This window comes from Sphingobacterium thermophilum, from assembly GCF_039541675.1.
GTDB classification, from domain to species: Bacteria; Bacteroidota; Bacteroidia; order Sphingobacteriales; family Sphingobacteriaceae; genus Sphingobacterium; species Sphingobacterium thermophilum.
Window position 1 is genome coordinate 253,823 of the sequence record NZ_BAABGR010000035.1, and the last position, 20,005, is coordinate 273,827.

A 20,005-nucleotide genomic window follows, 5' to 3' on the forward strand; every position below is an offset into this window, starting at 1 on the left:
CTATTATTTTTTCTTTTCTGCGTGGCCTTTGAATGTACGCGTAGGCGCAAATTCACCAAGCTTGTGACCAACCATATTTTCTGTTACATAAACCGGAATGAATTTATTCCCGTTGTGCACTGCGAAGGTATGGCCTACAAAATCAGGTGAAATCATCGATCTACGAGACCAAGTTTTGATTACTGACTTTTTGTTAGTTTCATTCATAGAAAGAACTTTTCTTTCTAAGTTGTGATCGATATAAGGACCTTTTTTAATTGAACGAGCCATTATTTTTTCCTTCTTTCAATGATGTAACGATTCGATGTTTTCTTTTTACTGCGTGTTTTGAAACCTTTCGCTAATAGGCCTTTGCGTGAACGAGGGTGACCTCCTGATGCACGACCTTCACCACCACCCATTGGGTGATCTACTGGGTTCATAGCAACACCACGTACGCGAGGACGACGACCTAACCAACGTTTGCGACCTGCTTTACCTAACACTTGGTTTGATTTCTCAGCATTAGATACCGAACCGATTGTCGCAACACATGTTGCTAAGATCATACGAGTCTCTCCTGATGGCAATTTGATAATAGCATACTTACCATCACGTGCAGACAACTGTGCGTACGTTCCTGCAGAACGTGCGATCGCACCACCTTGACCTGGGTTCAACTCGATGTTGTGGATGATAGAACCCAAAGGAATGTTTGCTAATGGTAAAGTATTACCAACTTCTGGGGCAACATGATCACCTGCGATTACAGTCTGACCAACTTGTAAACCAGCTGGAGCAATGATGTAACGTTTTTCACCATCCGCGTAGTGCAACAAGGCAATACGTGCTGTACGGTTTGGATCGTACTCAATAGTAGCTACTTTTGCAGGGATATCTTTTTTATCGCGTTTGAAATCAATTAATCGGTATGCTTTCTTGTGCCCTCCACCGATGTAACGCATAGTCATTTTACCGGTGTTGTTACGACCACCTGACTTCTTGATGCTAACTACTAATGATTTCTCAGGAACGTTTGTTGTAACGTCTGAATAATCAGCACCTACTCTGAAACGAGTACCAGGGGTTACCGGTTTGAATCTTTTAACTGCCATTTTTTATTTATATAACACTGTAAAAGTCAATAGTTTCACCATCTTTAATCGTTACGATGGCCTTTTTATACTTAGGAGCTCTTCCAGAAACGAAACCTGCTTTTGTGTAACGGTTTTTTGCTTTACCAGCTACAACAGAAGTATTTACGGCAACAACAGTTACACCAAACATCTCTTCTACAGCAGCTTTAATCTGAATCTTGTTTGCTCTGTGATCTACTTTGAAAGCATAACGGTTCAATTTCTCCGTTAATAACGAAGCTTTCTCAGTTAAGATAGGTTTTTTAATGATCTCCATATTACTTAGCTAATGCTTCCTCCAAAGTTTTAACAGATTCTGTAGTCAACAACAATTTAGTAGCATTCAATACATCATAAGTATTCAATTCAGAAGCTACCACAACTTTTGTTTTCTTCAGATTTCTGCTTGATAAATAAACATTGTTATTGTATGCTGGTAAAACCAATAAAGTTTTCTCGTCAGCAACATTTAATGCGTTGATTAAAGCTACGTAGTTTTTAGTCTTGATAGAATCGAAGTTCACTTCATCCAAAACCAAAATATTGTTTTCTTGCGCTTTGTATGTCAACGCTGATTTACGCGCTAATTGCTTTAATTTTTTGTTTAATTTAAAGCTATAGTCACGAGGTTGAGGACCGAAAATACGACCACCACCGTTAAACAATGGAGACTTAATAGAACCCGCACGAGCACCACCAGTACCTTTTTGTTTATGTAATTTACGAGTTGAACCCGCAATTTCGTTACGTTGTTTAGACTTGTGAGTACCTTGGCGTTGGTTCGCTAAGTATTGTTTCACGTCCAAATAGATAGCATGGTCGTTAGGTTGTACTCCGAATACTGACTCAGGTAGCTGCACCTTGGCACCTGTTTCCTTACCTGATAAATTTAATACATTAACTTCCATCTCTACTATTTGTCTATGATTACATATGAACCTTTAGCTCCTGGTACAGAGCCACTAACAACGATCAGGTTTTGCTCAGGGTAAACTTTCAATACTTGCAAGTTTTGAACTTTCACTCTTTCACCACCTGTACGACCCGCCATGCGCATACCTTTGAATACGCGTGAAGGCCATGAAGAAGCACCTAATGAACCTGGAGCACGTAGCCTGTTGTGCTGACCGTGAGTAGCACCACCTACACCACCAAATCCGTGACGCTTCATAACACCTTGGAAACCTTTACCTTTTGAAGTACCAACTACATCTACGTACTCGCCTTCTTTGAATAAAGTCACATCCACGATGTCACCTAGTTGCTTCTCCTCTTCGAAAGATTTGAACTCAACTAATTTACGCTTAGGAGTCACGCCCGCTTTTGCGAAGTGTCCTTTTAAAGGAGCGGTAACATTTTTCTCTTTAGCATCATCAAAACCCAGTTGAACTGCTGAATAACCGTCCTTTTCTACCGTACGTATCTGCGTTACCACGCACGGCCCAGCCTCAATCACTGTACAAGGGATGTTTCTACCCTCTGCATCGTACAGGCTGGTCATTCCTACTTTTTTACCAATAATTCCTGACATGTTATAAATTAATTAATTAAAGTCCATCGAAGCAGTAGGGCTTCGCTCAAGACATACTTTTCCCAATAAGGGACTGCAAAAGTACAAAGAATTTTATAACTATCAAATAATTAACAAATTATTTTTTGTTTTATTCTGAAATTCTTTACTTCAAATCTTAGAACCTTTTATTGATACCTCTTCAAAATACGGTTATACTCTTCACTATTCAGGAAATAGGAATAGTAATTTCTTTCAGATAAAGACAGAATTTATACTCTAATCCATTAAAATAAGGACGGCATTGGAACCTTCCGATAAAATATCAAGGCGTATCGAAAAATCTCAATACGCCTTGCCTCTCAAATATCTCATGATGTAAAGTTAATACTGTCCTGTATTCAGCATGACAAGGGTACAAGCCTCTACAGTTTCAATACCTGCCTCCTGGAGTTTATTTTTCAACTCGGGATTTTCGGCTCCGGGATTGAAAATAACCCGCTTTGGCTTGGTATTTAAAATATAGTCGTAATAATGTACTTGATGCTGTGGATTGACATACACCGTGATGGTGTCTATATCATCGTGAATATTCACCGCCGGCTCGATGGGCACACCGGCAACCTCCCCTTCCTTACGCCCGACATTGACTATTGGATACCCTTTTCTTACTAATTTGTTGGCTACTAAATACGAATATCGAGCGGTGTTGGTACTGGCTCCTAATATCAATGTCTTTTTCATAATAATGCTGTTTTAGTTATCTATAAAACTACCTTTGGAATCATAGGCGTTTTGCCTTAATATAGGCATTTCTAAGATTTTATACAAGTCGTCAAGCTGATTTAAACTACCGTTGACCATATTAGATAACAATACTATCGTAATATCGTTTGTCAGATCTCTGATATACAGATTTTTAAAACCATGCCACCAACCAGTATGATAGACTATCTTATGTTTGTCCGTGGTAAACATTCTCCATCCATAACCATAGCTGAACACGCCCCTACGAGCATCCGAACGTGGTACGTAGGCAGAATCCAGCAGCTCCTTGCGCAAAAGCCGTCCTTCTTTCAAAGCTATATCTAAAAGATACAGGTCTCTCACCGTACTGTATATGCCCTTGTCTCCCAAGGGACCATCAAGATAGTCCTGTACCACCGATCTGCGCCACACACGGTCATGCCCCACCACATCGGTAGGTATTTTGTCGTACTTAACCGTGGAAAGTGCAGCCGTATTCTTCATGCCTGCAGGTTTGAACACATTTGCCTGCATGTAGCTGTCAAAATCTTGTCCCGAAACCTTTTCTATTATGGCGCCCAACAGCATATAGTTAGAGTTATTATAATGGAATCTTCCGTTCGGGCGACCATAAGGCGCCGGCTTATGCTCTATCATCAGCTTGATCGCATCCATATTAGACATTCCCTTACGTCTATCCGGCCATATTTTATCTACAAAATACACGTAATTAGGCAATCCTGAACGGTGAGTTAGCAGCTGACGTACAGTAACCCCCTCATACGGAAAGCCCGGGAAAAAGTCCGAAACCTTCTGATCAATCTGAATTTTGCCCTGGTCGATAAGCTGCAAGATCGCCAAGGCCGTCATAGGTTTGGATACCGATGCCAGCTCAAACTTGGAATCTATATGAAGACTATCTTTATGCAGATAGTCAGCCCAACCAAAGGAATTCTGATAGATGATTTTTCCTTTTTTGGCAATCAACACATTACCATTGAAGCCCGATCTCTTATGCAGGCGCTGCATAAACTCGTCAATGCGTTTATCTGCCTGAGCAGGATCGTAAATCAATGCTATACTGTCTAACTCGGCTTGCTTCTTCTGTACTTCTTCTTGTTTTTTCTCTTCTGAACTGCACGCTATAAAAACGGATAAGACAAAACTATAAACGATAATTTCTACTAGTCTCTTCACTCTACTATCTACGTTGATGAATCCAAATAAATATAATAGGATTATACATTAATTTCAAAACATAAAAGCCACTTTAACTGGTAAAGTGGCTTTTATTTATGTTCTGCAACAATCTATTTACGCTAACAAACGGATTGGTGCTTCCAATAATCCTTTCAAGGTTTGTAAGAACTGAGCACCTGTAGCCCCATCGATCACACGGTGGTCACATCCTAAAGTCAACTTCATGATGTTTCCTGGTACTACAGCTCCATTTTTCACTACAGGAACCTGTTGGATAGCTCCTACAGATAGGATAGCACCATCAGGAGAGTTAATAATCGATGTAAACTCATCAATACCAAACATTCCTAAGTTAGATACCGTAAATGTAGAGCCTTCCCAATCAGCAGGTGTCAATTTCTTAGCTTTTGCTCTTGCAGCAAATTCTTTGACCTCTGCCGAAATATGCGACAACGACTTGCCGTCAGCAAAACGTACCACAGGAACTAACAAGCCATCTTCAACAGCCATCGCCACACCGATGTTTGTATGCTCGTTGAAGCGGATTTTATCCCCTTGCCATGAAGAGTTTACGGCAGGGTGTTTCTTCAACGCTACAGCAACAGCTTTGATTACCATGTCGTTGAAAGAAACTTTCACCGGAGCATACTCGTTAATCTGCGCACGAGCAGCGATAGCGTTATCCATGTCCACAGTCACTGTCAAGTAGAAGTGAGGAGCAGTGAACAATGACTCAGATAGGCGACGCGCAATAGTCTTACGCATTTGTGAAATGCCTGTCTCTGTATATTTTTCTTCTCCAACATATGTTGGCAAGCTGATAGTCGTAGTTTCTGCTTTAGGAGCTTCGGCAGATGCCGCAGCAGCAGGAGCCGCTTTAGCTGTCGCCAGATAGTTTTCTACGTCTCTTTTTACGATACGGCCACCGTCGGCAGAGCCTTTGATTTCGCTCAAGTTAACTCCTTTTTCTTTTGCGATTTTGCGTGCCAAAGGAGATGCTTTGATGCGTGAATCATCTGACGAAGATACTGCTGATGATGCAGCTGCAGGAGCTGCCGACTCAGGCGCTTTTTCTTCCTGCTTCGATTCCGTCTTAGGAGCCGACTTCACCTGATTCAACAAAGGAGTTACATCTGTTCCGGCAGGACCTACGATAGCAATGATATCGTTTACTTTTGCTGCTTGGCCTGCTTCTACACCGATGTATAACAACGTACCTTCTGCATAGGCCGTCACCTCCATGGTAGCTTTGTCCGTCTCTACATCCGCTATGGCATCATCCGACTTAATGGTATCACCCACCTTGAAATTCCACTGAGCGATCACACCCTCTTTCATCGTGTCACTCAATAAAGGCATGGTGATTACAGTACAGCCTAAGTCTTCTGCTGTCACTGTAGACTCAGATGCTGCAGGAGCAGCTTCCTCTTTAGCTTCTTCCGCTGCAGGAGCTTCTTCCTTAGTAGCAGATCCACCATCTAATAAAGCTTGGTAATCCTCCCCCTCTTCTCCCAACACAGCGATAACGGCGTTCACAGGAACTGCTTCTCCTTCTTTAGGACCTATATATAACAATGTACCTTCTTGATAAGACTCGAAGTCCATTGTTGCTTTATCTGTTTCGACCTCTGCGATAAGGTCTCCAGCATTTACTTTGTCGCCAACTTTTTTGTGCCATTTCGCGATCACCCCTTCTGTCATGGTGTCGCTCATCTTAGGCATTTTAACTACTTCAGCCATTTATTTATAGTAGATTATATCTTAATAAAAACCTTTGTGAATATACGATTGAATTAGTCCATTACAAACGGATAGTCTTCTTGCACATAGATATCTTTGTACAACTCGTCTACCGTCGGATATGGAGACTCTTCAGCAAATTTCACAGACTCGTCGATCACACGTTTCACTTCAGCCTCTACTTCTGCAAACCATGCTTCATCAGCATACTTGTTCTCTAAGATAGCTGCTTTAGTAGTGATCAAAGGATCTTTGCCTTTGTACTCTTCCAACTCTTCTTTTGTACGATACTTCGCAGGGTCAGACATTGAGTGGCCTTTGTAGCGGTAGGTACGAATCTCCAAGAATGTAGGACCTTCGCCAGCACGCGCTCTTTGTACGGCTTCATCCACCGCATTATGAACCGCCACCGGATCCATACCGTCAACCGGAGCACAAGGCATATCAAAACCTAAACCGATTTTGAAGATATCTATCATATTAGTAGTACGCTGTACGGATGTACCCATAGCGTAACCGTTGTTCTCACAGATAAACACAACAGGCAATTTCCATAACATCGCCATGTTGAAGGTTTCATTAAGAGCTCCTTGGCGCACAGCACCATCGCCCATGAAACAGATATTTACGTTGTCAGTACCTAAATATTTCTCTGCAAAAGCTATACCAGCACCTAACGGAATCTGACCACCTACAATACCATGTCCCCCCATCATACCATGCTCTTTAGAGAAAAAGTGCATAGAGCCACCTTTACCTTTTGAACAACCAGTAATCTTACCGTACAATTCGGCCATACAAGCATTTGCCGACACACCTTTTGCCAAGGCATGGGCGTGATCGCGGTAAGAGGTAATGAAAGTGTCCGTAGGCCTTGTCGCTGATACCGTACCTGCTACAACAGCCTCTTGACCAATGTAGAGGTGACAGAAACCACGGATTTTTTGTTGTCCATAAAGCTGACCTGCTTTTTCCTCAAATTTGCGCATGAGTAGCATTGATTTATACCACTCTAGATATGTTTCTTTTGTTATAGGTGTTGAACTCATTTTAAAGTATTGTTTCTTACTTAACCGACTACAAATCTAATAATTTATATCCACATTTATGACACTTTCACTCCGCGAAATGAGTAATTTTTGTCATAAATGAATAAAAAAATGAAGTCTCTTTTAAATAATAATAAAAATTAAAGCCTATACTCCGACAGACAAACTGCAATTATTTCAATCGCTCTATTAATTCTTCACGGGTAAGGCGCACTTGCTCTCCCGAAGCCATATCCTTAAGGCTAAGCTGTCCTGATTCTTTTTCTTCATCTCCAATCAACAGAACATAAGGAATTTGTTTGGCATCAGCATAACTCATCTGCTTTTTGAGTTTAGCTGCTGTAGGATATAGCTCGGCAGCAATATCTTCTTTGCGTAAAGCCGCCAACAGAGGCAAGGTAAAAGACTCCAACGTCTTATCGAAGTTGACGATAAGCACTTTGGTGCTCGTCGAATTAGAAGAAGGATATAGATTTAGTTCTTCCAACACGTCATAGATACGGTCGGCACCGAAAGACACCCCTACACCTGTAAGCCCTTTAAGGCCAAACATTCCTGTAAGGTCATCGTAACGACCACCTCCACCAATACTTCCCATCGCCACCTCATTGGTCTTCACCTCGAAGATACAGCCCGTATAATAGTTCAGCCCACGTGCTAGCGTAATATCCACCTCCACATACTTCGCCAATGTTTCCTCCTCAGCAAGAGCCGACACATAGCCGAAAACTTCTTCTATTTCCTGAATCCCTTTCAGACCCGTTTGAGAAGCAGCCAACACTGTCTTCAGCTGCTCAAGCTTTTCTGTATTGCTTCCGGAAAGTTCAATGATAGGTTTCAACGTCCTGATATCCTCTTCGGTAAAGCCACGCTCTATCAGCTCCTTGTTTACCCCGTCGACACCTATTTTGTCCAGCTTATCTATAGCTACGGTCATATCCACGATAAGCTCCGGCTTGCCAATGATTTCCGCTATTCCACTTAGGATTTTACGATTGTTGATTTTTATAGTAAAATCTTTCAAGCCTAAAGCTTTAAGCGCTTCGTGATAAATCATGATAAACTCCGCCTCATTCAATAAGCTTTCGGAGCCTACCACATCCACATCACATTGATAGAATTCACGGTAGCGACCGCGCTGCGGACGATCCGCACGCCATACCGGTTGTATCTGGAAGCGCTTGAACGGCAAAGTAATCTCATTTTGATGCATGACAACATACCTCGCAAACGGAACGGTCAGGTCGTAACGCAATGCTTTCTCCGATATCTGCGGGATGAGCTTGTTTGAGTTGCGCTCAGCCAACAGTGTCTCATCTACTTTAGCAAGATAATCTCCCGAATTCAGGATCTTGAAAATAAGCTTATCTCCTTCGTCACCGTATTTTCCGGTCAAAGTAGACAGATTTTCGAACGAAGGAGTTTGGATTTCGTTATAACCGTATTTCTTAAAAACTTTCTTAAGGGTGTTGAAGATATAGTTCCTTTTCTCCATTTCCGCAGGAGAAAAATCACGCGTTCCCTTTGCTAATGATGGTTTAATTGCTGCCATAGTGCAAAGGTAAGAAAACGGACAGGAAAAAATACGGATAAAGTTGCTTGAAAAGGATATTAGAGAATCTTCAGGTATTCACAGGCTTTCTCAGCGGCAAGCTTCTCAGCGCTTTTCTTATTGAAATCGCGACCTATACCACATACTTCTCCATCTACCACCACCTCAATGCTGAACATCTTGGATGATTCTCCCTCTGGGTTATCCACCTGGTTGAAAGCCACCTCCTTACCCTCTTGCTGGCACCACTCTATAAGCCTGCTCTTGAAGTTGGATTCCGTAACCTCCAACGTCTGTATATCCACATGCGGCTCAATGATACGGGTCAGGAGAAACTCTTTGGTAAACCGATAACCCTTATCTAGATATATTGCACCTATCACTGCCTCAAATGCATCGCCAAGCAATGATCCTTGTTTGGAAGCATAGGATATCATACGTGCATCGTATTGGATAAGCTGGTCAAACCCCAGTTTTTTGGATAGTTTGTTGAGATTCTCACGAGAAACTATTTTGGAGCGCATCTCCGTCAGAAAGCCTTCCCCCTTGTAAGGATAAAGTTTGAAGAGCAGCTCGGCAATCACGGATCCCAGCACTGCGTCTCCAAGGAACTCGAGCCTTTCGTTGCTGTTTTTTACTCCGTCTTTTATTTGTACCGCGACAGATTTATGGCGAAAAGCCATCTGATACAGTTTCACATTTCCCGGCACAAAGCCAAGAATATTTTTCAGCTTTTTATAATAAGCTTTGTTACGCGAAAAGTATAACTTATAAATCTGCAAGGACATTTATTTCTACTGAGAATTAAGAACAAATAGGTAGTTTATATGTCATAAACTACCTATTTTGTTTCTTATATCATTCCAATACTACCCAACGTATTTCTTGAAGATTACGGTTGCATTATGACCACCAAAGCCGAATGTATTGCTTAAGGCAGCATTCACAACACGTTTCTGAGCTGTATTGAATGTAAAATTCAACCTATTGTCAATTTCAGGGTCATCTGTAAAGTGATTGATTGTAGGAGGTACAATATCATTTTTTACAGCTAAGATAGATGCTATAGCTTCTACAGCGCCTGCAGCACCTAACAAGTGACCTGTCATTGATTTTGTTGAGCTAATGTTCAATTTATAAGCGTGCTCGCCGAATAAATCGACAATAGCCTTAGTTTCACTGATATCACCTACCGGAGTAGATGTACCATGCACGTTAATGTAGTCTATATCCGAGAAATCCAATCCGGCGTCTTTGACAGCCATAGTCATAGCCAGCTTAGCTCCTAAGCCTTCCGGATGCGATGCTGTAATATGATGCGCATCAGCACTCATACCACCACCGATGATCTCAGCATAGATCTTAGCACCACGTGCCAAAGCGTGGTCAAGGCTCTCCAAAATAATGGCGCCCGACCCTTCACCTGACACGAATCCGTCACGGTCCTTATCAAAAGGACGCGAGGCGGTCTTTGGATCATCATTACGTGTTGAAAGCGCATGCATAGCGTTGAACCCCCCGATTCCTGCCTCGTTGATCGTAGCTTCCGAACCTCCTGTGATGATGATGTCAGCCTTACCCATACGGATATAGTTAAACGCATCAATCATCGCATTAGTGGAAGAAGCACACGCCGAAACAGCAGAGAAGTTAGGCCCACGCAATCCATGACGCATAGAAATGTGTCCAGGTGCAATATCTACAAGCATCTTCGGAATGAAGAACGGATTGAAACGAGGAGTACCATCACCTTTGGCAAAAGAAGCTACCTCATCAGTGAAAGTAGTCAAACCTCCAATACCCGAACCCCAAATGACACCTATACGATTTCTGTCTAATTTGTCAAATTCTAACCCAGCATCCTTTACAGCCTCGTCAGTAGAAGCAATAGCGTAATGAACAAATGGATCTACCTTGCGGGCTTCCTTGCGATCCATAAAGTCGTGCGGATCGAAGTTCTTCACCTCACAAGCGAATTGTGTTTTGAATTTAGACGCATCAAAATGCGTAATAGGAGCGGCCCCACTTACACCATTGACCAACGACTCCCAATATTCCGAAACCGTATTACCAATTGGTGTAAGTGCGCCTAATCCTGTTACAACTACTCTCTTAAGCTCCATTTATTATGTTTGGCCTAATAAAATTAGTTTAGTTAACGTTTTTTTCTAAATAAGCTATTGCCTCACCAACTGTGCTGATGTTTTCAGCTTGGTCATCTGGAATTGCAACGTTAAACTCTTTTTCAAATTCCATGATCAACTCAACTGTATCAAGTGAGTCTGCACCTAAATCATTCGTGAAAGAAGCTTCAGGTGTTACTTCATTCTCATCTACACCTAACTTTTCAACGATAATTGCTTTTACTCTTGATGCGATATCTGACATGATTGTATAGTTTAATTGTTTAATAAATCTGTGCAAAGAAAAATAAATTTACTCAAATATCAAACCTTTTTGATATTTAGGTTTAAAAATAAACCACTTAAAATGTTTTCAAACACTATAAAATGCATTCACTAGCATAAGAATATTCTTATTCAATAATACTAATTCGTACATGGATTTACAAGAAAAATTTGATTTTTACCTCCCATAAATTCCTCTTTAAAGCGAATAAATTGTATTTTCGTAATAAATATTGACTACGATTTTGAACAAAGTAACTTTCAAACTAGATCTCGACTTTGATTTAGAGCTAGATTTCAACCTTATTGGCATCAGCTCTTCTCTGCGCGATTATAGACTTTGTCATTTTATAAACAAAAACACCGGACTTCAGCTACAGTTCGGCAAAGAATCCCATATCGATCACACGGGAAGGCCGAAGACCAAGTCCACAGATGAGCTGGACTATCATATCATCGTCGAACGCACGAAAAGCAAGAAAGAAGTTATCCACCATTTTCCGGTATACCGCTATTGTGCCGATAATTTCGACTATGAATATTACCTTATCAACAATAAAAGCTTGGAAAATGGCGTTCTAATACCGGAAGTAGCCAATTTTGACTACTTCATGTTGATTAAACATTACATAGATCCGGAAGATCTCGAAAAGCTTATCAGCAACCTAAAAGCCATCAATGACATCCTATTGGTAAAAGAAATTGACCCAACTTCATTGAAATCTAAAGAAAATCTAATATTTTAGCGGATTATTTGCAAAGTGTACATTTTACACCTTGTTTGATAAGTAGTCAATCACTAACCTAAATGGTTCCTTATCATCCACAATCCGATAAGGGGAAGTTTGTTTAAATATTTTAAGAAATTACTCAGATGAAGAAAGTTCAGAAAAAAACGAAAATAGTAGCAACACTAGGTCCTGCCTCCTCACAGAAAGATGTATTAACTCGAATGATCGCCAAAGGTGTGGATGTTTGTAGACTTAACTTCTCACACGGCTCGCAAGAAGATCATCTTAAAGTAATCAACACCATAAAAGAAATCAATGCCGAACATTCCTTCAACGTAGCTATCCTAGCCGACCTACAAGGCCCTAAAATCCGAATCGGCAAAATGAAGGAAGGAGGAGCCATCCTAGTAAATGGTGCTAAAATAGAAATGACTACGCACGAGCTTATCGGAGACGAAAACAAAATATACATCACCTACGAAAACTTCCCTAACGACGTCAAAGAAAACGAAATCATCCTACTCGACGACGGAAAAATTCAACTTCGCGTACTGGCAACCAACCATAAAGACACCGTAACATGTGAAGTGGTGCATGGCGGTATCCTTACCTCCCGAAAAGGGGTAAACCTCCCTAATACCAAAGTATCCATCCCTTCCTTGACAGAAGAAGATTTGGACAATCTTAACTTTGCGTTAGAACATGGTGCTGATTGGATTGCCATGTCTTTCGTCCGCTCGGCAGAAGACATCAAACAATGTAAAGAAATCATAGCAGCTAAAGGCAGCCACGCTAAAGTCATAGCAAAAATCGAAAAGCCGGAAGCTATAGAAAATATCGACGCCATCATCGCAGCAACAGACGCTGTCATGGTAGCTCGTGGAGACTTAGGAGTAGAGCTTCCTATGGAAGAAGTTCCCGGCTTACAGAAAATAATCGTGCAAAAATGTCGCAACCAGTCTAAGCCGGTAATCATCGCTACACAAATGTTGGAAAGCATGATTACAACACCTCGCCCTACTCGCGCTGAGATCAACGACGTAGCTAACTCGGTATTGGACGGTGCCGACGCCGTAATGTTGAGCGGCGAAACCTCAGTAGGTGAATTCCCTGAGATCGTTATCGAAACGATGACCAAAGTCATTACCCATATCGAATCGACATCATACCCTTATTATATCGCAAAAGAGGATTCCTCTACAGAAGAAACTTTTCTTTCGGACGCCATCTGTGGATCTTCCATCTTCTTGGCAGAGAAAACCAAAGCATCCGCTATCGCAGTAATGACTGCTTCGGGATACACAGCCTTCGAAATCTCCAGCTACCGTCCGAATGCTAACATCTTTGTGTTCACCGGCAACCAAAAGTTGTTGAACCAATTGAGTTTAGTGTGGGGCGTACGTTCTTTCATCTACAAAAAGTATGAAGACGCTGAAGGAACAATCCAAGATGTGAACGGCTTATTGAAAGAAAACCACTTGGTAGAGCCGGGAGAAATTGTCATCAACACAGCCTCTACCCCTCTGCACCACAAAGGAAAAACAAATACGATAAGAGTCACAGTTTTACAATAACAGTAACAACAAGGCGAGAGAAATCTCGCCTTTCTTTTTACCTTATACCTTCATTATATAGGTCATCTATTTTTTTATTACAAAAACTTCCTTGATAAGACGCTCATTAACGGAAGCATTTTTTGTTGTTTTCTTCAAAACACCAATAAAAGCGTCCACCTCTTCCTCTGAAGCAGGACACCCGAGATTTTCACCTTCCACCACTGAAGAAGCAATTAATTCTCCTTCATCATTCAGTATCACCCAATACGGAAGACCACTGTCGGCTCCCCCAAATTGTTTTAAATACTTGTCTCCTCCTAAAGTTTCCAAATCTTTGTTTTGCGCCGACTCCTTAACCGTGAAATGTACATGCACATAATTATCATCAAAAAAAGGTTTGACTAAGGAAGAGTCCAGCCCTTTCTCAAACTTCTTGCACCATCCGCACCAAGAAGCATGAAAAATCAACAAAATGTTCTTGCCATCGGCTTTTGCTTCAGACTTTGCTTTAACTAAAAGTTGATCGGCGGTCTGTCCTAAAGCAACATTGGACACAAGCACCAGCACGAAAAAAAACAACAGGTATTTTTTCATAATTCTATTTTCTAATCGTATTTTCTTTCCTTTTTCGAAGGGCTAATTTCAAATTTTCGAACCTATCTAAATGTTCTGTTCCCGGCATGGGAGCTAGTCCGCAACCACTCAACTTCTTGATAGGCATAGTGTAATGATATGGTTGAGCAATATATCCATTAGGAATGGCAATGCTAATATCATAAGTCTTTTTAATCCCCTGCACCAACGAATCCGGCAATACAAAACCCTTTATATCGTTGAATTTCTCGGAAATGTTCTGAGCCTTTATTATATTTATTGAAAGACCACAAAAAACAAAAAGTATTACATATGCCTTCATAAAGACCTCAATTAAAGTTCATTGATTAAATAAATTTACACAAAACAAGGTCTCCTTCACAAGTTAAAATCTGTTAAATGAGACAATTAAGAGGCTGGCATTGGTTATTTTTGTATAAATGAAGAAAAAAAGTATTTCGCTGATCATCTTTCTGATGACCTTTGCTCTCTTGGGAGTAATGGCCATGCAATATTATTTTATCCGCGAAGCCTATATCCAAGAGTCACAGTTGTTTGACGAAAAGGTAAACACCTCTCTAGCGAAAGTAGCTTCAGAAATTGAAAAGTTGGAAGTTTTGGATTTTGCCAAAACCCAATCCAAAGTCAATCAAGAAAAATACATAGCCGAACAGAAGAAGCAACAAAAATTGGCGCAGCAGGTCAAGATCCAACAGCAGATAGACCAACTGCGGCTGAAACAGCATGCTACCTACCAAAAGTTTAAGGATGCCGATGAAGATCTCAAGTCACGCTACCCTAACGTCACACCCATAGAAAACTGGTTTTACGAAACCTATTTCAACATACCCCAAAATCGCAAATACATACAGATACGTATCGAACAGGAACCTATCGTCGGCACCATGCTTGCCAACACCTATGTGGTGGTAAGTGCCAGTCGTGCCGTACCCCGCGTACCAGCAAAGGATGACTCCGTACGTTACGTGATATCGGACTTCGACCTTACGGGACTTATCACGTGGTATCGCATTGCAACTCTTCCACCTAAGGAGGATGTGAAAATCACACAAAAAATCAACAAGCTGCTCATGGAGCTGGACAACATCAACCAAGAGCTACTTGCAGAATCCAACGCCACTACCCTCTTTGACACCGTAGCAGTGCTTAGTGGAAAGAAGGCCAACCTCGTAGAAGATGTGGCCATCGGTGTGCAGCTGGCCAATAGACCTCTCGAACACCGGATTAATACCAAACATTTGCGGCAACTTATACAACAGGAACTCTCCTCACGTGAAATACACTCCCCCTTCAACATAGAAGTTAGGGACAACCATCGCCTTATTTATCAAACTTCGGACCCTAGCACCTTAAAACATCCGGAAAAGCTTACACGCTACACCACCGAACTGTTTAAAGGTGACCGCACTAACTCAAAAGGAAGACTGTCCATTTATTTTCCCAACAAACGGAATATCATTGCCAAAAATATCAGCTATCTGCTGTTACCTACTTTAGCTCTTCTAGCCTTGCTCGTCGGTTGTTTTGCCTACACGCTGCGTATTATCTTCCGTCAGAAGAAAATCTCCGAGATGAAGACGGACTTCATCAACAACATGACGCATGAGTTCAAGACACCGGTAGCGACAATCATGATTGCCAGCGAATCCCTGCGCGATCCAGAGATATCGTCTGACGCTAAGCGCGTCAACAAGTTGGCAAATATCATCTACGACGAAAATGTACGCCTAGGCAACCATATCGAACGCGTATTGAATATCGCTAAACTCGAGAAAGAAAACCTTAAAATAGAACGTACTGACGTGCATCTCAACAACGTCATCGATGACGTGTTGGAAAGTATGACCTTACAGCTCAACAAAGCTAAGGGAACACTACACAAAGAGCTTAATGCAACCGATGATTTGGTGATTGGCGACGAATTGCATCTGTCCAACGTAATGTTTAACTTAGTTGACAACGCTATTAAATATAGCCCGAACAACCCTGACATTACGGTTAAGACATACAACACAAACGGCAAGATTGTTGTAGCCGTATCGGACAAGGGAATGGGAATGACAAAAGATCAACAGGAAAAAATCTTTGACCAATTTTACAGAATACCTACGGGAAACGTACATAACGTAAAAGGTTTCGGCTTAGGATTGAGTTATGTTCATGACATCATAAAACGGCTCGACGGCAAGATTACAGTAAAAAGCGAAAAGGATAAAGGCACGACATTCGAAATCAGTATGCCTTTGAAAAAAAGCCTTAAAAATCTAGAATAAAGAAGAAAGTTATGCAAAAGATATTATTAGCAGAAGATGATCCTAACCTAGGAGAATTGCTGAAAGATTACTTAGAACTAAAAGGAAAGTTTGAGGTTGTCCTCGTCGAAGACGGCGATCAAGCCTTGGAAGCTTTCCGTAAGGAGGAGTTCGATTTATGCATCTTTGATGTGATGATGCCCAAAAAAGATGGATTCACGCTAGGCAAAGAAATCCGCAAGGTAAATGAAAACATTCCAATTATTTTCGCTACGGCAAAAAGTATGATGGAAGATAAGACCGAAGCATTTGAACTTGGTGGTGACGATTATATCACCAAGCCTTTCCGTGTGGAAGAACTGCTACTTCGCATCAACGCCTTGCTGAAAAGAGCTTCTAAAGACAAAGAGGAAGAGCTGGCCGACAAATTCGAAATTGGAGACTACTTCTTCGATTATACCAGCCAGGTTATCACTTACAAAGGCCAGCAACAAAAGTTGTCTACCAAAGAAGCTGAGCTCCTTCGTTTATTATGTCTGAAAAAAAACGACGTACTCACACGCGAAGAAGCACTTAAAAAAATATGGCACGATGACAACTACTTCACCGGAAGAAGTATGGACGTTTTCCTCAGCAAGTTACGTAAATACCTGAAACAGGATCCAAACGTCGAAATCGTCAACGTGCACGGAAGAGGATACAAATTATTGGTAAGCTAATTAAAATTTATTTCATAAAATAAAGGCCTGAAACATATGTTTCAGGCCTTTATTTTATAGAATATTAATTTATTAATTTCTCAAATCACGGACACAACGAATATTCATCTTTGGACGATATATATAGTTTATTGATTTTCATAAATTTCAGTAAAACAAAATATTCCTCTTAGGAAAAAAATTTTGAAACTCTTAGAAAAATATCTATTTTAGCCACGCTTATAGAGAAAGGCTGAGGGACTAGACCCGAAGAAGCCTTAGCAACCTGTCTCTTGACAAGGTGCTACATTCTACCCTACTAATGATGGGAAAGATAAGCTGAGTTCACTATTCCGAGTGGCCTTCTCTTAGCAAAGGATTTAAGAAACAATTTAATTTCAACAATTTTATGTTACTAACAAACAATTTAGGCTACCCACGTGTAGGCCCTTTCCGTGAATTGAAAAAGGCTAATGAAGCTTATTGGGCAAAAAAAATCAATGCAGAGGAATTACAACAAGTAGCTAAATCTATACGTGAAAACAATTGGAGAACTCAAAAAGAAGCAGGTATAGATTTAATTCCTTCCAATGATTTCTCTTTCTACGATCAGGTTTTAGACCTATCTCTTACTGTTGGTGCTATTCCGGCGCGTTACAACTCTTTGTTGGATAAGCTGGACAGCAACTATAGCTTGGACCTTTACTTTGCTATAGCCCGCGGTTTCCAAGAAAATGGAATTGACGTTACCGCCTCGGAAATGACCAAATGGTTTGACACCAACTATCACTATATTGTTCCTGAATTTACCAAAGACCAAACATTCAAATTAAGCTCCCAAAAGTTCTTAAACGAATATAACGAAGCTAAAGCCTTAGGCATTGAAACTAAACCTGTAATCATTGGTCCTATCACCTTCTTGTTGTTAGGAAAAGAGAAAGAAGCTGGCTTCGACCGTATCGACCTTATCGACAGATTGTTGCCTGTTTATGAAGAAATTCTTGGTAAATTGGCCGATGCAGGAGCGCAGTATATCCAAATTGACGAACCTTATTTGGCTTTGGATCTTTCGGAAAAAGTTAAAGCTTTATATCCTGAGGTTTTCAAAAAGCTGAACACCGCCGCCAAAGGAGCTAAATTGATTGCTACCACCTACTTCGAAGCACTAAGAGACAATGAGGATATCGCCGTAAACCTTCCTGTCCATGCATTACACGTGGATTTGGTACGCGGTGAAAACCAATTGGATACCTTGTTGCCAAAAGTTCCTTCTACTTTAACGCTGTCATTGGGTATCGTGGAAGGACGTAACATCTGGAAAAACGACTACGAAAAATCGTTAAACAAGATAAAACAAGCTGTCGATACTTTAGGTAAAGATAGAGTATGGGTAGGTACATCTTCTTCCCTGCTACATGTACCATACGACTTGGATAGCGAGAAAAAAGAAGAAACACTACCTGCTGAAGTAAAAAACTGGTTAGCTTTCGCCAAACAAAAGCTAGCAGAAGTGAAAGACTTAGCTGTATTAGCTGAAGGTGAAGTAGACGCTAAAACTGAGGAAAACTTCGAAGCAAACAAAGCTGCTGCAGAAAGCCGTCGCACATCGCCGTTGATTCACAAACCTGAAGTTAAGAACAGAGTTAACAATATTACGGACGACGACGCAAAACGTACTTCACCATTTGCCGTACGTAAAGCTCTTCAACAAGAGAAATTCGGCCTTCCGAAATTCCCTACCACCACTATCGGTTCGTTCCCGCAGACTAAAGATGTACGTAAATGGCGCGCCGACCTTAAAAAAGGGGTAATCACTCAAGAAGAGTACGACAAGGCTATCGCTGAAGAAACCGAAAACGTTATCCGTCTTCAAGAACAATTGGACATCGATGTGTTGGTACACGGAGAGTTCGAGCGTAACGACATGGTGGAATACTTCGGTGAGCAGTTGGCAGGCTACGCCTTCACACAATACGGATGGGTTCAATCTTACGGTTCTCGTTGTGTGAAACCTCCAATTATCTATGGTGACGTCTACCGCCCTGCAGACATGACTGTTCGCTGGTCTTCATACGCTCAATCGTTGACCGACCGTCCGGTAAAAGGTATGTTGACAGGTCCCGTAACCATCTTACAGTGGTCTTTTGTACGTAACGATCAACCTCGTTCCACAACAACTTACCAAATCGCACTAGCGATATTGGATGAAGTTCAAGCGTTGGAAAAAGCAGGTATCAAAATCATCCAAATTGACGAGCCTGCCATCCGTGAAGGGTTACCTTTACGTAAAGCTGACCAACAGGAATACCTCAACTGGGCTGTTCGTGCTTTCCGCGTATCTTCATCCAATGTGGCTGATGACACGCAGATACACACCCATATGTGTTACTCAGAATTCAACGACATTATCCGTGATATCGCAGCGATGGATGCCGACGTCATCACTATCGAAACATCACGCTCCCAAATGGAATTGTTGGATGCTTTTGCCGGCGAATTCAAATACCCTAACGATATAGGTCCTGGAGTTTATGACATCCACTCTCCTCGTGTACCTAGCGTAGAAGAGATGGTAGACCTATTGCGCAAAGCAAAAGAGGTTGTTCCTGCAGAACAGCTATGGGTAAACCCTGACTGTGGTCTGAAAACACGTGCTTGGCCAGAAACTAAAGCAGCATTAGAAAACATGGTTAAAGCCGCTAAGATATTAAGAGCTGAAGCCTAGTATACACGAAAGTAGTATTATTAAATAACAGATACCGCCCTCCTTCTTCTGAGGGCGGTTTTTTATTGTCCAACCAGATCTCCACTATCCAAAATTTGCAATACCGC

The 20,005-nt window shown here is 41.3% G+C and carries 20 protein-coding genes and 1 riboswitch; of the genes, 5 read left to right on the forward strand and 15 right to left on the reverse strand.

Features of this window, described 5'->3' with window-relative positions:
• Window positions 1-3 precede the first annotated feature (3 nt).
• The 13 genes from rpsS to ABD873_RS11880 all read right to left on the reverse strand — a co-directional run bounded on the left by rpsS (window position 4) and on the right by ABD873_RS11880 (window position 11,301).
• On the reverse strand, window positions 4-270 hold the full coding sequence (gene rpsS, locus ABD873_RS11820) for a 30S ribosomal protein S19 (RefSeq protein WP_037498931.1): 267 nt from the start codon (window positions 268-270) through the stop codon (window positions 4-6).
• Window positions 270-1,094 (reverse strand): 50S ribosomal protein L2, encoded by an 825-nt coding sequence (gene rplB / locus ABD873_RS11825; protein ID WP_039053750.1) that lies wholly within the window; start codon window positions 1,092-1,094, stop codon window positions 270-272. Before rplB ends, rpsS begins: the two co-directional genes overlap by 1 nt.
• A 7-nt stretch (window positions 1,095-1,101) precedes the next feature.
• A complete protein-coding gene (gene rplW / locus ABD873_RS11830) occupies window positions 1,102-1,392 on the reverse strand; it encodes a 50S ribosomal protein L23 (RefSeq protein ID WP_039053749.1) in 291 nt (96 codons plus the stop codon).
• Window position 1,393: 1 nt separating this feature from the next.
• Window positions 1,394-2,023, reverse strand: a complete 630-nt coding sequence (rplD, locus tag ABD873_RS11835) for a 50S ribosomal protein L4 (protein WP_039053748.1) — start codon at window positions 2,021-2,023, stop codon at window positions 1,394-1,396.
• A gap of 5 nt (window positions 2,024-2,028) precedes the next feature.
• Window positions 2,029-2,646 carry a 50S ribosomal protein L3 gene (gene rplC, locus ABD873_RS11840; protein ID WP_039053747.1) on the reverse strand — a complete coding sequence of 206 codons (618 nt, stop codon included), beginning with the start codon at window positions 2,644-2,646 and terminating at the stop codon, window positions 2,029-2,031.
• A gap of 363 nt (window positions 2,647-3,009) precedes the next feature.
• Window positions 3,010-3,369 carry a CoA-binding protein gene (locus tag ABD873_RS11845; protein ID WP_345068572.1) on the reverse strand — a complete coding sequence of 120 codons (360 nt, stop codon included), beginning with the start codon at window positions 3,367-3,369 and terminating at the stop codon, window positions 3,010-3,012.
• A 12-nt stretch (window positions 3,370-3,381) separates the two neighbouring features.
• Window positions 3,382-4,569 carry a serine hydrolase domain-containing protein gene (locus ABD873_RS11850; RefSeq protein WP_345068574.1) on the reverse strand — a complete coding sequence of 396 codons (1,188 nt, stop codon included), beginning with the start codon at window positions 4,567-4,569 and terminating at the stop codon, window positions 3,382-3,384.
• A gap of 117 nt (window positions 4,570-4,686) precedes the next feature.
• Window positions 4,687-6,312: a 2-oxo acid dehydrogenase subunit E2 gene (locus ABD873_RS11855; RefSeq protein ID WP_345068576.1), complete on the reverse strand. Its 1,626-nt coding sequence runs from the start codon at window positions 6,310-6,312 to the stop codon at window positions 4,687-4,689.
• A gap of 53 nt (window positions 6,313-6,365) precedes the next feature.
• Window positions 6,366-7,361: a pyruvate dehydrogenase (acetyl-transferring) E1 component subunit alpha gene (pdhA, locus tag ABD873_RS11860; protein WP_345068579.1), complete on the reverse strand. Its 996-nt coding sequence runs from the start codon at window positions 7,359-7,361 to the stop codon at window positions 6,366-6,368.
• Window positions 7,362-7,533: 172 nt separating this feature from the next.
• Window positions 7,534-8,913, reverse strand: coding sequence for a histidine--tRNA ligase (hisS, locus tag ABD873_RS11865; RefSeq protein WP_345068581.1), 1,380 nt, complete (start codon window positions 8,911-8,913; stop codon window positions 7,534-7,536).
• 59 nt (window positions 8,914-8,972) lie between these two features.
• Complete coding sequence (rnc, locus tag ABD873_RS11870; RefSeq protein ID WP_410528273.1) at window positions 8,973-9,695, reverse strand: ribonuclease III; 723 nt, start codon at window positions 9,693-9,695, stop codon at window positions 8,973-8,975.
• An 87-nt stretch (window positions 9,696-9,782) separates the two neighbouring features.
• Window positions 9,783-11,036, reverse strand: a complete 1,254-nt coding sequence (fabF, locus tag ABD873_RS11875; RefSeq protein WP_345068584.1) for a beta-ketoacyl-ACP synthase II — start codon at window positions 11,034-11,036, stop codon at window positions 9,783-9,785.
• 28 nt (window positions 11,037-11,064) lie between these two features.
• Complete coding sequence (locus tag ABD873_RS11880; protein ID WP_039054535.1) at window positions 11,065-11,301, reverse strand: acyl carrier protein; 237 nt, start codon at window positions 11,299-11,301, stop codon at window positions 11,065-11,067.
• Between the two features lie 265 nt (window positions 11,302-11,566).
• Here ABD873_RS11880 and ABD873_RS11885 point away from each other — a divergent pair, with 265 nt between their 5' ends.
• Both ABD873_RS11885 and pyk read left to right on the forward strand, forming a co-directional pair.
• Window positions 11,567-12,067 carry an IPExxxVDY family protein gene (locus tag ABD873_RS11885; RefSeq protein WP_039054536.1) on the forward strand — a complete coding sequence of 167 codons (501 nt, stop codon included), beginning with the start codon at window positions 11,567-11,569 and terminating at the stop codon, window positions 12,065-12,067.
• Window positions 12,068-12,195: 128 nt separating this feature from the next.
• Complete coding sequence (gene pyk, locus ABD873_RS11890; RefSeq protein WP_345068588.1) at window positions 12,196-13,626, forward strand: pyruvate kinase; 1,431 nt, start codon at window positions 12,196-12,198, stop codon at window positions 13,624-13,626.
• A gap of 66 nt (window positions 13,627-13,692) precedes the next feature.
• On the opposite strand, the gene ABD873_RS11895 is transcribed toward pyk, so the two are convergent.
• Both ABD873_RS11895 and ABD873_RS11900 read right to left on the reverse strand, forming a co-directional pair.
• A complete protein-coding gene (locus tag ABD873_RS11895; protein ID WP_345068590.1) occupies window positions 13,693-14,202 on the reverse strand; it encodes a thioredoxin family protein in 510 nt (169 codons plus the stop codon).
• Window positions 14,203-14,206: 4 nt separating this feature from the next.
• The gene (locus tag ABD873_RS11900; protein ID WP_345068592.1) at window positions 14,207-14,524 is read right to left on the reverse strand and encodes a hypothetical protein; all 318 of its coding nucleotides are present in this window, start codon (window positions 14,522-14,524) and stop codon (window positions 14,207-14,209) included.
• 118 nt (window positions 14,525-14,642) lie between these two features.
• Here ABD873_RS11900 and ABD873_RS11905 point away from each other — a divergent pair, with 118 nt between their 5' ends.
• From ABD873_RS11905 to metE, 3 genes are all read left to right on the forward strand, one after another.
• Window positions 14,643-16,496 (forward strand): sensor histidine kinase, encoded by a 1,854-nt coding sequence (locus tag ABD873_RS11905; protein WP_345068594.1) that lies wholly within the window; start codon window positions 14,643-14,645, stop codon window positions 16,494-16,496.
• An 11-nt stretch (window positions 16,497-16,507) separates the two neighbouring features.
• Window positions 16,508-17,194 carry a response regulator transcription factor gene (locus ABD873_RS11910; protein ID WP_345068596.1) on the forward strand — a complete coding sequence of 229 codons (687 nt, stop codon included), beginning with the start codon at window positions 16,508-16,510 and terminating at the stop codon, window positions 17,192-17,194.
• A 216-nt stretch (window positions 17,195-17,410) separates the two neighbouring features.
• Window positions 17,411-17,514, forward strand: a riboswitch (SAM riboswitch).
• A gap of 68 nt (window positions 17,515-17,582) precedes the next feature.
• The gene (metE, locus tag ABD873_RS11915) at window positions 17,583-19,898 is read left to right on the forward strand and encodes a 5-methyltetrahydropteroyltriglutamate--homocysteine S-methyltransferase (protein WP_345068598.1); all 2,316 of its coding nucleotides are present in this window, start codon (window positions 17,583-17,585) and stop codon (window positions 19,896-19,898) included.
• Window positions 19,899-20,005 lie beyond the last annotated feature (107 nt).

What these genes read in the sequence shown, in the direction of transcription:
- rpsS (WP_037498931.1), bottom strand. Translation starts at nt 270, where the DNA reads ATGGCTCGTTCAATTAAAAAAGGTCCTTATATCGATCACAACTTAGAA.
- rplB (WP_039053750.1), bottom strand. Translation starts at nt 1,094, where the DNA reads ATGGCAGTTAAAAGATTCAAACCGGTAACCCCTGGTACTCGTTTCAGA.
- rplW (WP_039053749.1), bottom strand. Translation starts at nt 1,392, where the DNA reads ATGGAGATCATTAAAAAACCTATCTTAACTGAGAAAGCTTCGTTATTA.
- rplD (WP_039053748.1), bottom strand. Translation starts at nt 2,023, where the DNA reads ATGGAAGTTAATGTATTAAATTTATCAGGTAAGGAAACAGGTGCCAAG.
- rplC (WP_039053747.1), bottom strand. Translation starts at nt 2,646, where the DNA reads ATGTCAGGAATTATTGGTAAAAAAGTAGGAATGACCAGCCTGTACGAT.
- ABD873_RS11845 (WP_345068572.1), bottom strand. Translation starts at nt 3,369, where the DNA reads ATGAAAAAGACATTGATATTAGGAGCCAGTACCAACACCGCTCGATAT.
- ABD873_RS11855 (WP_345068576.1), bottom strand. Translation starts at nt 6,312, where the DNA reads ATGGCTGAAGTAGTTAAAATGCCTAAGATGAGCGACACCATGACAGAA.
- pdhA (WP_345068579.1), bottom strand. Translation starts at nt 7,361, where the DNA reads ATGAGTTCAACACCTATAACAAAAGAAACATATCTAGAGTGGTATAAA.
- hisS (WP_345068581.1), bottom strand. Translation starts at nt 8,913, where the DNA reads ATGGCAGCAATTAAACCATCATTAGCAAAGGGAACGCGTGATTTTTCT.
- fabF (WP_345068584.1), bottom strand. Translation starts at nt 11,036, where the DNA reads ATGGAGCTTAAGAGAGTAGTTGTAACAGGATTAGGCGCACTTACACCA.
- ABD873_RS11880 (WP_039054535.1), bottom strand. Translation starts at nt 11,301, where the DNA reads ATGTCAGATATCGCATCAAGAGTAAAAGCAATTATCGTTGAAAAGTTA.
- pyk (WP_345068588.1), top strand. Translation starts at nt 12,196, where the DNA reads ATGAAGAAAGTTCAGAAAAAAACGAAAATAGTAGCAACACTAGGTCCT.
- ABD873_RS11895 (WP_345068590.1), bottom strand. Translation starts at nt 14,202, where the DNA reads ATGAAAAAATACCTGTTGTTTTTTTTCGTGCTGGTGCTTGTGTCCAAT.
- ABD873_RS11900 (WP_345068592.1), bottom strand. Translation starts at nt 14,524, where the DNA reads ATGAAGGCATATGTAATACTTTTTGTTTTTTGTGGTCTTTCAATAAAT.
- ABD873_RS11905 (WP_345068594.1), top strand. Translation starts at nt 14,643, where the DNA reads ATGAAGAAAAAAAGTATTTCGCTGATCATCTTTCTGATGACCTTTGCT.
- ABD873_RS11910 (WP_345068596.1), top strand. Translation starts at nt 16,508, where the DNA reads ATGCAAAAGATATTATTAGCAGAAGATGATCCTAACCTAGGAGAATTG.
- metE (WP_345068598.1), top strand. Translation starts at nt 17,583, where the DNA reads ATGTTACTAACAAACAATTTAGGCTACCCACGTGTAGGCCCTTTCCGT.